17 protein-coding genes are annotated in these 13,770 nt (G+C 70.3%); 9 read left to right on the top strand and 8 right to left on the bottom strand.

The window, feature by feature from the left end:
* Window positions 1-108: 108 nt before the first annotated feature.
* The 4 genes from acs to AB0C28_RS04115 all read left to right on the top strand — a co-directional run bounded on the left by acs (window position 109) and on the right by AB0C28_RS04115 (window position 4,200).
* On the top strand, window positions 109-2,082 hold the full coding sequence (acs, locus tag AB0C28_RS04130) for an acetate--CoA ligase (protein WP_357838804.1): 1,974 nt from the start codon (window positions 109-111) through the stop codon (window positions 2,080-2,082).
* A gap of 327 nt (window positions 2,083-2,409) precedes the next feature.
* Window positions 2,410-2,853, top strand: coding sequence for a phage holin family protein (locus AB0C28_RS04125; RefSeq protein ID WP_357838807.1), 444 nt, complete (start codon window positions 2,410-2,412; stop codon window positions 2,851-2,853).
* Window positions 2,843-3,763 carry an alpha/beta hydrolase gene (locus tag AB0C28_RS04120; RefSeq protein ID WP_357838810.1) on the top strand — a complete coding sequence of 307 codons (921 nt, stop codon included), beginning with the start codon at window positions 2,843-2,845 and terminating at the stop codon, window positions 3,761-3,763. The genes AB0C28_RS04125 and AB0C28_RS04120 overlap by 11 nt, the downstream gene beginning before the upstream one ends.
* Window positions 3,760-4,200, top strand: coding sequence for a DUF309 domain-containing protein (locus tag AB0C28_RS04115; RefSeq protein ID WP_358073035.1), 441 nt, complete (start codon window positions 3,760-3,762; stop codon window positions 4,198-4,200). The genes AB0C28_RS04120 and AB0C28_RS04115 overlap by 4 nt, the downstream gene beginning before the upstream one ends.
* Here the strand turns inward: AB0C28_RS04115 and AB0C28_RS04110 are convergent.
* On the bottom strand, window positions 4,197-5,387 hold the full coding sequence (locus AB0C28_RS04110; protein WP_357838816.1) for a MarP family serine protease: 1,191 nt from the start codon (window positions 5,385-5,387) through the stop codon (window positions 4,197-4,199). The genes AB0C28_RS04115 and AB0C28_RS04110 overlap by 4 nt on opposite strands.
* Before the next feature lie 82 nt (window positions 5,388-5,469).
* On the opposite strand from AB0C28_RS04110, the gene AB0C28_RS04105 reads away from it, so the two are divergent.
* Complete coding sequence (locus AB0C28_RS04105) at window positions 5,470-5,982, top strand: hypothetical protein (RefSeq protein WP_357838819.1); 513 nt, start codon at window positions 5,470-5,472, stop codon at window positions 5,980-5,982.
* Here the strand turns inward: AB0C28_RS04105 and AB0C28_RS04100 are convergent, their stop codons facing one another.
* Window positions 5,983-6,630 (bottom strand): CoA pyrophosphatase, encoded by a 648-nt coding sequence (locus AB0C28_RS04100; protein WP_357838822.1) that lies wholly within the window; start codon window positions 6,628-6,630, stop codon window positions 5,983-5,985.
* Between the two features lie 40 nt (window positions 6,631-6,670).
* Window positions 6,671-7,393: an endonuclease III gene (gene nth / locus AB0C28_RS04095; protein ID WP_346107238.1), complete on the bottom strand. Its 723-nt coding sequence runs from the start codon at window positions 7,391-7,393 to the stop codon at window positions 6,671-6,673.
* An 85-nt stretch (window positions 7,394-7,478) separates the two neighbouring features.
* Between nth and AB0C28_RS04090 the strand changes: the two genes are divergently transcribed.
* Both AB0C28_RS04090 and AB0C28_RS04085 read left to right on the top strand, forming a co-directional pair.
* A complete protein-coding gene (locus tag AB0C28_RS04090; protein ID WP_358073034.1) occupies window positions 7,479-7,961 on the top strand; it encodes a hypothetical protein in 483 nt (160 codons plus the stop codon).
* 246 nt (window positions 7,962-8,207) lie between these two features.
* Window positions 8,208-8,843: a Crp/Fnr family transcriptional regulator gene (locus tag AB0C28_RS04085; RefSeq protein ID WP_326645726.1), complete on the top strand. Its 636-nt coding sequence runs from the start codon at window positions 8,208-8,210 to the stop codon at window positions 8,841-8,843.
* On the opposite strand, the gene AB0C28_RS04080 is transcribed toward AB0C28_RS04085, so the two are convergent.
* The 4 genes from AB0C28_RS04080 to AB0C28_RS04065 are packed head-to-tail and all read right to left on the bottom strand — an operon-like array spanning window position 8,825 to window position 11,091.
* Entirely contained in the window at window positions 8,825-9,616 is a 792-nt protein-coding gene (locus tag AB0C28_RS04080) for an MBL fold metallo-hydrolase (protein WP_357838829.1), read from the bottom strand. The genes AB0C28_RS04085 and AB0C28_RS04080 overlap by 19 nt on opposite strands.
* Window positions 9,617-9,629: 13 nt before the next feature.
* A complete protein-coding gene (locus AB0C28_RS04075; RefSeq protein ID WP_357840640.1) occupies window positions 9,630-10,424 on the bottom strand; it encodes an NUDIX hydrolase in 795 nt (264 codons plus the stop codon).
* Window positions 10,425-10,480: 56 nt separating this feature from the next.
* On the bottom strand, window positions 10,481-10,939 hold the full coding sequence (locus tag AB0C28_RS04070) for a RidA family protein (RefSeq protein WP_357838831.1): 459 nt from the start codon (window positions 10,937-10,939) through the stop codon (window positions 10,481-10,483).
* Entirely contained in the window at window positions 10,936-11,091 is a 156-nt protein-coding gene (locus tag AB0C28_RS04065; protein ID WP_148438127.1) for a DUF4177 domain-containing protein, read from the bottom strand. The genes AB0C28_RS04070 and AB0C28_RS04065 overlap by 4 nt, the downstream gene beginning before the upstream one ends.
* Before the next feature lie 77 nt (window positions 11,092-11,168).
* On the opposite strand from AB0C28_RS04065, the gene AB0C28_RS04060 reads away from it, so the two are divergent.
* Window positions 11,169-12,170, top strand: coding sequence for an ArsA-related P-loop ATPase (locus tag AB0C28_RS04060; RefSeq protein ID WP_357838834.1), 1,002 nt, complete (start codon window positions 11,169-11,171; stop codon window positions 12,168-12,170).
* Window positions 12,167-13,294, top strand: a complete 1,128-nt coding sequence (locus tag AB0C28_RS04055; protein ID WP_358073033.1) for an ArsA family ATPase — start codon at window positions 12,167-12,169, stop codon at window positions 13,292-13,294. The genes AB0C28_RS04060 and AB0C28_RS04055 overlap by 4 nt, the downstream gene beginning before the upstream one ends.
* A 50-nt stretch (window positions 13,295-13,344) precedes the next feature.
* On the opposite strand, the gene AB0C28_RS04050 is transcribed toward AB0C28_RS04055, so the two are convergent.
* A complete protein-coding gene (locus AB0C28_RS04050) occupies window positions 13,345-13,641 on the bottom strand; it encodes a WhiB family transcriptional regulator (RefSeq protein WP_020542548.1) in 297 nt (98 codons plus the stop codon).
* Between the last annotated feature and the right edge of the window lie 129 nt (window positions 13,642-13,770).

Here is a 13,770-nt window from a genome sequence, read left to right as displayed (position 1 = left end):
CGGCCCGTATGGACGGTACAGACCTGTCTAGACCTCTTGTGTACGGAGGCCGTGAGCTGGTGAAGTGGGACACGAACCTGTCCAATCTGGCCATAGAAGGAGCATGAGGTGGCCCCGGAGCCCGCTGGTAACGAGACCCAGGCGCTGTCCAACCTGCTGAAGGAGAATCGCCGGTTCGCGCCACCGGCTGAGCTGGCGGCCGCCGCCAACGTGACCTCGGCCGCGTACGCCGAGGCCACCGCGGACCGCCTGGCCTTCTGGGAGCAGGCGGCCGACCGGCTGACGTGGACCAAGCGCTGGGACACGACGCTCGAGTGGAATCCTCCGTTCGCCAAGTGGTTCGTCGGCGGTGAGCTCAACGTCGCCTACAACTGCGTCGACCGCCATGTGGAGGAGGGGCGCGGCGAGAAGGTCGCCTACCACTGGGAGGGCGAGCCCGAGGGCGACACCCGCACGCTCACGTACGCCGACCTCCAGCGTGAGGTGAACAAGGCCACGAACGCCCTGCTGGAGCTGGGCGTGCGCAAGGGCGACCGGATCGCGATCTACATGCCGATGATCCCCGAGCTGCCGATCGCCATGCTGGCCTGTGCCCGGCTCGGGGCGATCCACTCGGTGGTGTTCGGCGGGTTCTCGGCCACCGCGCTGAAGAGCCGGATCGACGACGCCGACGCCAAGCTGGTCATCACGGCCGACGGCGGCTACCGCAGGGGCAAGCCGTCGGCGCTCAAGCCGACCGTGGACGAGGCCGTCGCCGAGTGCCCGCAGGTCGAGCACGTCCTCGTCGTACGCCGCACCGGCCAGGACGTCGCCTCCGGCGACAAGGACGTGTGGTGGCACGACGTGGTGGAGCGCCAGAGCGAGGAGCACACCGCCGAGCCCCACGACGCCGAGGACCCGCTGTACATCCTCTACACCAGCGGCACGACCGGTAAGCCGAAGGGCATCCTGCACACCACCGGCGGATACCTGACGCAGACGGCCTACACCCACAACGCGGTCTTCGACCTCAAGCCGGACAGCGACATCTACTGGTGCACGGCCGACATCGGCTGGGTGACCGGTCACTCCTACATCGTGTACGGCCCGCTGGCCAACGGCGCCACCAGCGTCATCTACGAGGGCACCCCGGACACGCCGCACCGCGGCCGCTTCTGGGAGATCGTGCAGAAGTACCAGGTCACGCTGCTCTACACGGCGCCGACGGCGATCCGGACGTTCATGAAGTGGGGTGACGACATCCCCGCCAAGTACGACATGTCCAGCCTGCGGGTCCTGGGCTCCGTCGGTGAGCCGATCAACCCCGAGGCGTACGTCTGGTACCGCGAGCACATCGGCGGCGACCGCTGCCCCGTCGTCGACACCTGGTGGCAGACCGAGACCGGCGCGATCATGATCAGCCCGCTGCCGGGCGTGACCTCGGCCAAGCCGGGCGCGGCCATGCGCCCGCTGCCGGGCATCAGCGCCGACGTGGTGGACGACCAGGGCAACAGCGTCCCCAACGGCGGCGGCGGCTTCCTCGTCGTACGCGAGCCGTGGCCGTCGATGCTGCGCACCATCTGGGGCGACGACCAGCGCTACATCGACACCTACTGGAGCCGTTTCGACGGGATGTACTTCCCCGGCGACGGCGCCAAGAAGGACGACGACGGCGACCTGTGGCTGCTCGGCCGGGTGGACGACGTCATGCTGGTCTCCGGCCACAACATCTCCACCACGGAGGTGGAGAGCGCGCTGGTCAGTCATCCGAAGGTGGCCGAGGCGGCCGTCGTGGGCGCGACCGACCCGGTGACCGGCCAGGCCATCGTGTCGTTCGTCATCCTGCGCGGCTCGGCGGAGGAGAACGACGACATCGCCTCCGACCTGCGCAACCACGTGGCCAAGACGCTCGGCCCGATCGCCAAGCCGCGCCAGATCCTGGTGGTGCCCGAGCTGCCCAAGACCCGGTCCGGCAAGATCATGCGTCGCCTGCTGCGCGACGTGGCCGAGAACCGCAGCATCGGCGACGTCACCACGCTGGCCGACAGCACGGTGATGAACCTCATCTCGGAGAAGCTCCCCTCCGCCAAGGCGGAGGACTAGCGACAAACATCACAGAGGCCCCATGTCCCGATATTTCGGGACGTGGGGCTTCCGTGGATACGGGGCATACCGGAAATATCCGGAAGCCCCCGCCCCAGGCCGAAACCGTGCCCGAGAGACGTACGACACACCCAGCGGGAAAGCCTCGGCCCCCTCATGGTCATGCCCGCCGGGTCGAGCCCAGGCGCGATCTCCTTCCATCGGGTAGTTCTGAGAGTGCCGGCGGGACTCGTGCCAGATAAGTTCGGCGGTGCCCGGCTGTCAGTACGCGCTGCATCACGCTGGATGATGTTTGACACGGCCACCGAGCCCCGATAGGAGACGTTCATGCCGCAGAACCCCGAGGAAGAAGAATCGCTGGGCTCGCTGGTCGCCCAGGCGAGCAGCCACATCTCGTCCTTGATCCGCTCGGAGATCGAGCTGGCCAAGGCCGAGTTCAGATTCGACGCCAAACGGGTCGGCATGGCCGGCGGGCTGTTCGCCGCCGCCGCCTTCATGGCGCACCTGTGCCTGATCCTCGCCTCGTTCACGATCGCGTACGCGCTGGCCCAGGTCATGCCCACCTGGCTCGCCTTCCTCATCGTGACCGTGTTCTACCTGCTGGTCGCGGGTCTGCTGGTGTTCATCGGGATCCGCAAGCTCAAGGGCCTGGCCGGGATGAAGCGCACCGCCAGGTCGATCAAGGGGCTCAAGGAGATCGCCACGCCTGACGAGCAGGCGCTGCCCGCGCTCGACCCGGATCGCGAGCCGGTGACCCGCGATGGCACCTGACGAGTCGGTCGTAGAGATCCAGGGCCCGTGGACGCACCGCGCGGTCCACGCGGGCGGCACCCGGTTCCACGTCGTGGAGGCCGGTGAGGGGCCGCTGGTGCTGCTGCTGCACGGGTTCCCGCAGTTCTGGTGGACCTGGCGGCACCAGCTGACCTCGCTGGCCGGGGCCGGGTTCCGGGCGGTGGCGGCCGACCTGCGCGGCTACGGCGGCAGCGACAAGCCGCCGCGCGGCTACGACCTGCCCACGCTGGCCGCCGACGCGACCGGGCTGATCAGGGCGCTGGGCGAGACCGGGGCGATCGTGGTGGGCCACGACTGGGGCGGGCTGCTGGCCTGGACGATGGCCGTGCTCGACCCCAAGTGCGTGCACCGGCTGGTCGCCGTGTCGGCGCCCCATCCGCTGCGGCTGCGCAACGCGCTGCTGACCGACCCCTTCGGGCAGCTCAAGGTGAGCGGGCGCAGGCTCGGCTTCCAGCTTCCGCTGCTGCCCGAGCGCCGGCTCACCCGCCATGACGCGGCGCTGGTCGGCCGGCTGCTCGACACCTGGTCCCGGCCGGGCTGGCCGGAGCCGGAGGAGTCGCGTACGTACCGGGAGGCGTTCAGGATCCCGGCGGTCGCGCACTCGGCGCTGGAGTATCACCGCTGGTTCGGCCGCTCCCAGCTGCGTCCCGACGGCCGCCGCTACGCCAGGGCGATGCGTACGGAGGTCGAGGCCCCCACACTCCACCTGCACGGGGCGCTCGACCCGAGCGTCCTGCCCCGTACGGCGCAGGGTTCGAGCCGCTATGTGGCGGCACCCTACCGGTGGCGGCTGCTTGAAGGAGCCGGCCACTTCCCCCATGAGGAGATCCCCGACGTGTTCGACACCGAACTGCTCGGCTGGCTGAACGATCCGGAGCCCGACCGATGAGAGATCGCGACCCCGAGGGCAGGCCGCGCAACGCCAGACCGCGCGACGCGTACGGCAGGCCGCTCCCCTACGGCTCCCCCGGCCTGTCCCGGGTCCCCGACGAGTACGCCCCCACCACCGAGCAGGCGCTCGCCGACGGCCGCCGCTTCCTGCAAGAGGGCCTGCCGTTCAACGCGCACGAGGTGTTCGAGGGCCGCTGGAAGTGCGCGCCCGAGGAGGAGCGCGAGCTGTGGCAGGGGCTCGCGCAGATCTGCGTCGGGCTGACACATCTGCAGCGCGGCAACGGGCGCGGCGCGGTGACGCTGTTCAGCCGGGGGGCGGCGAGGGCACAGTCGTACGGAGGCGCGTACGACCCCGTCGGCAAGGCGGCCTCAGGGCTGACCCAGGACAGCGACCCCGGCGAGGCCATCGCGCTCATCCTGAGCAAACTCCCCTAGTCGCACTCCTGCGTGCTGGCCGGGCTGGTGTCGTTGCGGCCCGCCGAGGCGTCGGGGGCGACTTCTTCCGCCGTCAGCACGTAGCCGGTCTGCTCCTCGTTGATCGCGGCGGCGAAGATCACGCCGTAGACGCGCCCGCTGACGGTGAGCAGCGGCCCGCCGGAGTTGCCCGGCAGCACCTGGCCCCTGATCGCGTAGACCTTCCTGCGCACGGTGTTCTCGCGGTAGATGTCGGGGCCTTCGGCGTCGAGCTGGCCGCCGATCCTGGCCGGCTCGGCGGTGAACCCCTTGCCCTTGGGGAAGCCGGCGATGATCGCGCTGTCGCCGCGGCTGCCGTCGCCGTCGAAGTTGAGCTGCGGCAGGTTGAGGCCGGGCACGTAGAGGACGGCGATGTCGCGGCGCGGGTTGTAGCGCACCACGATGGCGTTGTGGCGGACGTTTTCCGAGTCGATGACCTGGAGGTCGCGGGTGACGCCGGCGACCACGTGGGCGTTGGTCATGATCCGCCCGGGGGCGTAGACGAAGCCGGTGCCCTCGATGTGCTTGTTGCAGCTCTCCGCGTTGCCCTGGACCTTGACGATCGCGCGGCGGGCGCGCCGCAGGTTGGGCCCCTGGAGCACGCTCTGGTCGGGCGGCTGCACATCGATGAGCTGCCCCGCGCCGATCGCGTCGAAGACGGGCGGGAACTCCGAGCGGTCGATGAACTTCTTGAACGGCTGCTGCCAGTTGCGCGCGCCCTGCGGGATGGCATCGTCGACCGTGGTCAGCAGCGCGGAGTTCTTGACCTGGTCGACCAGCGGGCTGAACGACGTCGAGACGATCAGCGAGCCGATCAGCCAGGCGATGACCAGCACGGACAGCGCACTGGCGAACGTGCCGCCCACCGCGTCGGCGACCTTGGCCGGCTCCCACGTGACGTGGCTGCGCACGACGGCGCCGAGCGTCGAGGAGGCGAACTGGCCGATGGTCGCGGCCAGGAAGACGATCACGATGGCCAGCAGCGCCTGCGGCGTGTCGCCGTCGACGACGGCCTTGGAGATCGGGGGCGCGATGAAGACGCCCAGCACGGCACCGCCCACGAACCCCACGAAGCTCATCGCCCCGATGATGAAACCCTGGCGGTAACCCGAGATGCCGAAGGCGATCACGAGGCCGATCAAGATGAGGTCAAGCAGATCACCGCGCACGCTTCAAAGGTAACCAGCGATACGGTCAAGTGTGCACGTCTTCGATCAGGACGGCGTCACCCTGCTGGCTATCTTGAGCGGTATGCCGCCGGACGAGGGAACAGTGCACGATCTCATCCAGGCAGCTCTGGGCGACACCGATCCCGACGGTCCCCTGCGCTGGCACGTGATCTCCTTGCTGCGCCAGCGCGGTGACCTGGAGTCCTTCATCGAGGCACGGCGGTTGTGCGCCGCGGACAGCGTCGCCGAGCGGCTGCTCGGCGTGGACATCATGGGCATGTTGCGGCCCTTCGCGGACCGTACGCTGCCGGTGCTGCGCTATCTGGCCGCCAGCGAGGACGACGCGATGGTGCTCTACTCGGTGCTGATCGCGTTCGGGCATCTGGCCGATCCGCGCTCGCTGCCGTCGGTGATCGACCTCGCGGGCCATCGGGACGCCAGGGTCAGGTACGGGGCCGCGTACGCGCTGCAGCACGTGCTGGGCGAGCCGCCCGACCGGGCCGGGCTGGAGACGCTGCGGGCGCTGGCCTGCGACAGCGACGCCGACGTGGCCGGCTGGGCCGCGCTCGGGGTGGCGCTGCGATCGGCCCGCTGATCAGCCCCGTGCTGCGAGGGCGACCACTTCCGGCGGCAGGTCCTCGACCTGGTCGGGGTCCCAGGGCTGTTCGAGCCCGCCCTCCCGCAGCACCGTGTCGAGCAGCATCGCGGTGAACCCCCACACCAGCATGCCGCGCACCCGGAACGCCGGCCCCGCCGTGCCCCTCGGATGCCGGAGGGTGACGCGGTTGGCCGGATCGACCAGCTCGGCGATCGGCACCCGCTCGACGGAGTCGACCTCGTCGGGCGAGGCGGCGTGCACGGCCGACGGCTCGCGCCACCAGGCGATCACGGGGGTGACCCGGTTGTCGCTGTGGGTCAGGTAGAGCTCGGGCATCGTGCACAGCACGCGCACCCCGCCCGGATCGGCCCCGGTCTCCTCCTCGGTCTCCCGCAGCGCCGCCTCGACGGGCCCCGCGTCCTCGGGATCGACGCCGCCGCCGGGGAAGGCCGGCTGGCCGGCGTGCCTGCGCCCGCGCGTGCTGCGCTGGATCAGCAGCACGTCGGGCCCGTTGGGACCGTCGCCGAACAGCATCAGCACCGCCGCGGAGCGCCCGCGCCCGGCTGGTGGCCGGAGGATGCGGGGCACGTGGATCCGCTGCGCTTGCGCCGCCAGGGTCTCCAGCCAGTCGGGCACTTGAGTCACGAAACCTCCAACACGCGGGGCCCCCGATGACTTCCCGCGTTCAGGAGAAGGGGCCGGGTCTGACAAGTTTCTCCGCCTGGGCGGCCGACGTGGGGCCGGTCCCGTACGAGGGGCAGAGCGCGGCCAGCGGGCACACGCCGCACGCGGGCCTGCGGGCGTGGCAGATGCGGCGGCCGTGCCAGATCACCCGGTGGGAGAAGATCGTCCACTCGCGCTTGGGCAGCAGCTCGGCCACGACGTGCTCGATCTTGACCGGGTCGGTCTCCTCGGTCCAGCCGAAGCGGCGCACGAGCCGCTGGAAGTGGGTGTCGACGGTCAGCCCCGGCACGCCGAAGGCGTTGCCGAGCACCACGTTGGCCGTCTTGCGGCCCACGCCCGGCAGCGTGACCAGGTCTTTCAGCTTGCCGGGGACCTCGCCTCCGTAACGCTCGCAGACGGCCTGGGCCATGCCGATGATGCTGTTGGTCTTCGCGCGGAAGAAGCCGGTCGAGCGGATGATCTCTTCCATCTCCGAACGGTCGGCGGCCGCATAGTCCTCCACCGTGGGATATTTCGCGAAGAGGGTGGGGGTGACCATGTTGACCCGCTTGTCCGTGCACTGCGCGGACAGGATGGTCGCGATCAGCAACTCCAGCGGGGTGCTGAAGTCGAGCTCGCAGTGGGCGTCAGGGTAGGTCTCCGCCAGGATGCGGTTCATCTTGCGCGCGCGCCGCACCAGTGCGAGCTGGGTCTCCGGCTTGCGCCCCGCCGCGTTCGTCGCCATGCGGCAAGAGTAGAAGCTTTGGCCGGCCGTTGAACCCAGGACAACCTCGGCGGCGTACAACCTGACGCGTGAAAGGGGGTCGGCCGTGGGCGATCAGGGAGCGACGCTGGCGGAGTTCGTCAGGACCGGTGGGCCGCTGAGCGGCCAGGCGCTGCACCGGCTGGCCGTGAGCTGTGTGGCGGCCATGGCCAAGCTGCACGCCCACGGCACCGCTGGGCTGCGGCTCAGCCCCGAGAGCGTGGCGCTCGGCACGCGCGGGCAGGTGCTCATCGGCTGGCGGACCGGCGACGACGGCGACGACGGTGGCGACGGTGGCGACGGTGGCGACGACCTGCGCGAGGCGCGGGACGTACGCGACTGGGCCGACCTGGTGGTCTTCGCCGCGACCGGCGCCGAGCACGGCGACACCGCCGCGCTGACGCCCGCGCTGCGCATCGCGGTCGAGCGCTGCCGCCACCCCGACCCCGCCTCCCGCCCGAAGTCAGTGGACGTGCTGCGCGTGCTGCTCAGCCGCACGATGTCCGCGGCGGTGGCCTCGGTGGACGGCCTGCTGCGCACCGCCGGCTGAGACCGCCGCGTACCGCCGGATGAGACGGTCACGCGCCGCCGGTTGAGACGGTTCGGTGCCGGTCACAGAACGGGCACGGCCATCCTGTACGTTTCCCCCGGGACGCCACGCACCGGGCATGCCGTGAACACTCCGGCATTCCCATAACCTGTGTGTGCCGCCCGGAGTGGGGTGAGTCACAATGGCAGCAGAGGAGGCAGAGTGAACACCGAAGATGTGCTGGGCAAGGCCCCCCTGTTCGCCGCGCTGGACCGCGAGAGCGCCGCGGCGCTGCGGACGAGCATCACCGAGGTCCAGCTGTCCAAGGGGCAGACGCTCTTCCACGAGAACGAGACGGGCGACCGCCTCTACGTCGTGCTGGAAGGCAAGATCAAGCTCTCCCGCACCTCCCCGGACGGGCGCGAAAACCTGCTGAGCGTGCTGGGGCCGAGCGAGATGTTCGGCGAGCTGTCGCTGTTCGACCCGCGGCCGCGTACGGCGACGGCGACGGCGCTCACCGAGGTGCGCCTGGCCGGTCTCGGCCACGACGACCTGCGGCCCTGGCTGACCGGCCGGCCCGAGGTGGCGCTCCACCTGCTGCGCGCGCTCGCGCAGCGGCTGCGGCGCACCAACGACGTGCTGGCCGACCTGGTCTTCACCGACGTGCCTGGACGGGTGGCCAAGCAGCTGCTCGACCTGGCCGAGCGGTTCGGCACCAAGACCGACGACGGCACGCGGGTCCACCACGACCTGACCCAGGAGGAGCTGGCGCAGCTCGTCGGCGCCTCGCGGGAGACGGTCAACAAGGCGCTGGCCGACTTCGCGCAGCGCGGCTGGCTGCGCATCGAGGCCAAGGCCGTGGTGATCCTCGACATCGACCGGCTCTACAACCGGTCCAGATAGTCGAGCTGGGCCGCCACCGACATCTCGGCGGCGGGCCAGAGCGAGCGGTCGACGTCGGCGTACACGATCTTGACGATCTGGCGCGGCGTCTTCGCTCCCTGCTGCCTGGCCGCCCTGATCTGGTCGAGCCGCTGCCGCCGGTGCGCGATGTAGCCGTCGAGCGCGCCGATCGGGTCGGGCAGCACCGGGCCGTGTCCCGGCAGCAGCGCCCGCGCGTCCAGGCTCTCGGCCACCGCCCTCAGCCGGTCGAGGCTGCGCAGATAGTCGGCCAGGCCGCCGTCGCGGGCGATGATCGTGGTGCCCCTGCCGAGGATCGTGTCGCCGGTCAGCATCGCCCGGTCCGCGGGCAGCCAGAAGCACAGCGAGTCGAACGAGTGGCCAGGGGTGCCGTACACGTGGAGCTCCAGACCGGCCACGGTCACCACGTCGCCGTCGGCGAGCCCTTCGTCGCCCAGCCGGTGGCGCGGGTCGAGGGCGCGCACGGGCGCGCCGACCAGCTCCGCGAAGCGCTTGGCGCCGCCGCTGTGGTCGAAATGGCCGTGGGTGAGCAGGATCTGGGTGACCCGGCGCTCCCCCAGGTGCCCGGCCACGCGGCGCAGGTGCGACTCGTCCTCGGGGCCCGGGTCCACGACGATCACCTCGTCGCCGGCCCCGATCACCCAGGTGTTGGTGCCGTCGAGCGTCATCACCGACGGGTTGGGGGCGAGCAGGTTCTCGGCGTGCGTCGTACGGGATCCGTCGGGCGTGTCGATCGGGATGTGCAGCCCGCTCACTTGAACCCCCTGATCATCGTGTCACCAGCCGCATCTCGCCTTCGATCTCCACGGCCCGTGGCATGATCGTCTCGATCTCCCGGTGCTCGGCCAGCACGCCGGCCACGCCGTCGTACGCGCTCAGCTCGCTCAGCGTCGTGTACGTCGGCGGCATCAGGAAGATCTCCCCCTTGTGCGCCAGTTCGATCGCCGCGCCTGGCCGCTGCCAGACCACCTGGTCGGCCTCGCCGCCCACGTCGCGCGTGCGCTGGCCCTCGGGCAGCACGGCGACGAAGAAGCGGGTGTCGAAGCGCCGTTGCTCGATCTCGGGCGTGATCCAGTGGGCCCACGGCTTGAGCAGGTCGGATCTGAGCACCAGGCCGCGCCGGGCGAGGAACTCGGCGAAGGCGAGGCTACGGTCGATCAGCGCCAGCCGGTCGGCCTCCCAGTCGTCCCCGGTGGTGTCGGCCACCACGGAGCCGGGCCCGGGGCCCGCCAGGAGCACGCCCGACTCCTCGAACGTCTCGCGTACGGCCGCGCACACGAGCCCCCTGGCCAGCCGCTCGTCGGCGCGGAAACGCTCACCCCACTCGGCCGGGGACGGCCCGGCCCAGGCCACGGCCTGGTCGGTGTCGCGGGCGTCGACGGAGCCGCCGGGGAAGACGTACGCGCCCGCGGCGAAGGCCATCGTGGCCTTGCGCCGCAGCAGGTAGACCTCCGGCCCCGGGCGCAGGAGCACCACCGTGGCGGCGTCCCGCGCCGGCACCGGCTGAACCCGCCCGGCCAGGACGTCCCGAGCCCGGGCGGCTAGCTCGGCTGGAAGCGGCAATCCAGTCACATGACCTCCTCCTAGAACATCACTCGGTCATGGTGACATATGCCCACTTAGCCGACTTCGGCGATCAGCTCCACCTCGACCGGCGCGTCGAGCGGGAGCGCGGCCACCCCCACCGCGCTGCGCGCGTGCTTGCCCTGATCACCGAAGACCTCGGCGAGCAGGTCGCTGGCCCCGTTGGCGACCTGGGGCTGCTCGGTGAAGTCGGGTGCGCTGGCCACGAAGACCACGACCTTGACGATCCGCCGCACCTTCGACAGGTCACCCAGCTCGCCCTTCAGCGCCGCCAGCGCGTTGAGCACGCAGATGCGGGCCTGCGCCCTGCCCTCGTCGACACCCAGGTCGACGCCGAGCTTGCCGGTCTGGTGCAGCTTGCCCTCCAGCATCGGCACCTGGCCGGAGGTGTAGACGAGGTCGCCCGTACGGACGGTGGGCAGGTAGGAGCCCACCGGCTTGACCGGCTCGGGCAGCGTGAGCCCCAGCTCCTGGATCTTCTGCTCGGGCGTCACTGCTTCTCCCTCTTGAAGTAGGCGACGAGCTGCTCGGGCGTGGCGCCCTGAACGATCTGGACCAGTTCCCAGCCGTCGGCCCCGAAGTTGTCGAGAATCATCTTCGTGTTGTGGATCAGCACGGGGGCCGTGAGGTACTCCCATTTCTTCATGGGGATCAGATTAGTGTGAGCAATCTCAAAGGATGGTCGTCGGCTTACGACAAGTGACCGTTCGGTAGCCTCGAGACGTGGACTCTCCGGACACGGACTGGACCGACGTACGACTCCACGTCGTCACCGGCAAGGGCGGCACCGGCAAGACGACCGTGGCCGCCGCGCTCGCTCTCGCCCTCGCCTCGGGCGGCCGCAAGGTGCTGCTCGTCGAGGTGGAGGGCCGGCAGGGCATCGCGCAGATCTTCGATCTGCCGCCGCTCCCGTACGAGGAGCGCAAGATCGCGGTCGCACCCTCGGGCGGCGACGTCTACGCGCTGGCCATCGATCCAGAAGAGGCCATGCTCGAATACATGGAGATGTTCTACGGGATGCGCAGGGCCGGGCGGGCGCTGACCAAGATGGGCATCGTCGACTTCGCCACCACCGTGGCCCCCGGCTTCCGCGACGTGCTCGTGACGGGCAAGACCACCGAGGCGGTGCGCAGGCGCGGCAGGAACGGCCGCAGGATCTACGACGCGGTCGTGCTCGACGCGCCGCCCACCGGCCGCATCACGCGCTTTCTGAACGTCACCCAGGAGGTGGCGGGCCTGGCCAGGGTCGGGCCGATCAAGAACCACTCCGACCTGGTCAGCGGCGTGGTCAAGTCACCCGAGACGGCCGTGCACTTCGTCACCCTCCTGGAGGAGATGCCGGTCCAGGAGACGCTCGACGGCCTGGCCGAACTACACGCCGCGGGCCTGCCTGCCGGAGGCGTCTTCATCAACATGGTGCGCGAGTCACTGCTGCCGAAGGCGACTCTTGACACGGCTGTCAAGGGCGGATTCGACGCCGGAGAGCTCGCGCTCGGGCTCAAGGCGAGCGGCGTGGCCGACGGCGCGCAGGCCACCGCGCTGGCCGAGGCGCTCGCCGAGGAGGTCGTCGAGCACGCCCGCCGCACCGAGCTGGAGCGCGCCGAGCGCGAGACGCTCGCCGGGGCCGGGCTGAAGAGCTACGAGCTGCCCCTGCTCGCCGACGGCGTCGACCTGGCCGGCCTGTACGAGCTCGCCGAGAGCATGCGCACCCAGGGAGCAGCGTGAAGAAGCCCGCCAGACTCGACGTCGACGCGATCCTCGACGACCCCGGCACCAGGATCATCGTCTGCTGCGGCGCCGGCGGGGTGGGCAAGACCACGACCGCCGCGGCGCTCGGCCTGCGGGCCGCGGAACGCGGCAGATGCGCGGTCGTGCTGACCGTCGACCCGGCCAGACGGCTGGCGCAGTCGATGGGGCTGACCGAGCTGGACAACACCCCGCGCCTGGTCAGCTCGCCCGAGGGCGACGGCCAGCTCTACGCCATGATGCTTGACATGAAGCGCACGTTCGACGAGATCATCGAGGCGCACGCCGACCCTGAGCGGGCCAGGCAGATCCTGTCGAACCCCTTCTACCAGTCCCTGTCCTCCAGCTTCAGCGGCACGCAGGAGTACATGGCGATGGAGAAGCTCGGCCAGCTCCGCCGCTCGGACGAGTGGGACCTGATCATCGTCGACACGCCGCCCTCGCGCTCGGCGCTCGACTTCCTCGACGCGCCCGAGCGGCTGGGGCGCTTCCTCGACGGCCGGTTCATCAAGCTGCTGACCGCTCCGGCCAAGGCCGGAGGGCGCAGTGCGTTCCGGCTGCTCAACGCCGGGTTCGGGTTGATGGCCGGGGCGATGACCAAATTGCTCGGCGCCCAGGTGATCAAGGACCTGCAGACGTTCGTGTCCGCGCTCGACGCCGTGTTCGGTGGGTTCAGGCAGCGGGCCGAGATGACGTACCGGCTGCTCCAGGCGCCGGGCACGGCCTTCGTGGTGGTGGCCGCGCCCGAGCGCGATGCGATGCGCGAGGCGTCCTACTTCGTCGAGCGCCTGGCCGAGGAGCGCATGCCCCTGGCTGGCCTGGTGGTCAACCGGGTGCACGAATCTCCCGCCCCGGCGCTCTCGGCGGCCCGCAGCGCCGCCGCCGCGGAGGACCTTGAGTCGAGGGGCGAGCACGAGCTCACCGCCGCCGTGCTGCGGCTGCACGCCGGGCGGATGCAACTCGCCGCTCGTGAGAGCCGCGAGCAGGAGCATTTCGTCTCGGCTCACCCCACGGTGCCCGTGGTCCAGGTTCGCGCCATGTCCGAGGACGTCCACGACCTGTCGGGTCTACGACAGATAGGGACTCTGCTGGCGACCGCATAGAAGTACGGCCGGCGTGCGGCGCCGGCCGTACGACGGTCGCCGGGCTGGGGTCAGCCCGCGATCAGCTCGTTGGTTCGTTCGTACTCTTCCTTGGCGGACTCGAGCAACTCGCGCCACGAGTCCACGTCAGGTCGCCGTCGAAGCAGCGCACGTCGTTCCCGTTCGGTCATACCGCCCCACACCCCGAACTCGATGCGATTGTCCAGTGCATCGGCGAGGCATTCGGTACGAACCGGGCAACCCCGGCAGATGAGCTTGGCTCTGTTCTGCGCGGCGCCCTGCACGAACAGGGCATCCGGATCCGCACCCTTACAGGCGGCACGGGAGGTCCAATCCGTGATCCACATTGTTCGACCCCACTCCCCTTAGGTGGTCAGTCGTCATTTGGGGCCGACGGGCGCGGGCGCCGAGCCTCCGTATTCAGTTGCCGCAGGGAGAACGTACGCAACTAGACGTTCGGGCCGACAGACCCCAGA

This window comes from Nonomuraea sp. NPDC048892, from assembly GCF_040649735.1.
In the GTDB taxonomy this organism is placed as follows: domain Bacteria; phylum Actinomycetota; class Actinomycetes; order Streptosporangiales; family Streptosporangiaceae; genus Nonomuraea; species Nonomuraea maheshkhaliensis.
Note: the sequence above shows the minus strand (reverse complement) of the source record. Positions and strands in the feature narration are given on the sequence as shown.

Coding starts and splice junctions, on each gene's coding strand:
- AB0C28_RS04125 (WP_357838807.1), top strand. CDS start 2,410: ATGCCGCAGAACCCCGAGGAAGAAGAATCGCTGGGCTCGCTGGTCGCC.
- AB0C28_RS04120 (WP_357838810.1), top strand. CDS start 2,843: ATGGCACCTGACGAGTCGGTCGTAGAGATCCAGGGCCCGTGGACGCAC.
- AB0C28_RS04115 (WP_358073035.1), top strand. CDS start 3,760: ATGAGAGATCGCGACCCCGAGGGCAGGCCGCGCAACGCCAGACCGCGC.
- AB0C28_RS04105 (WP_357838819.1), top strand. CDS start 5,470: ATGCCGCCGGACGAGGGAACAGTGCACGATCTCATCCAGGCAGCTCTG.
- nth (WP_346107238.1), bottom strand. CDS start 7,393: ATGGCGACGAACGCGGCGGGGCGCAAGCCGGAGACCCAGCTCGCACTG.
- AB0C28_RS04065 (WP_148438127.1), bottom strand. CDS start 11,091: ATGAAGAAATGGGAGTACCTCACGGCCCCCGTGCTGATCCACAACACG.
- AB0C28_RS04050 (WP_020542548.1), bottom strand. CDS start 13,641: ATGTGGATCACGGATTGGACCTCCCGTGCCGCCTGTAAGGGTGCGGAT.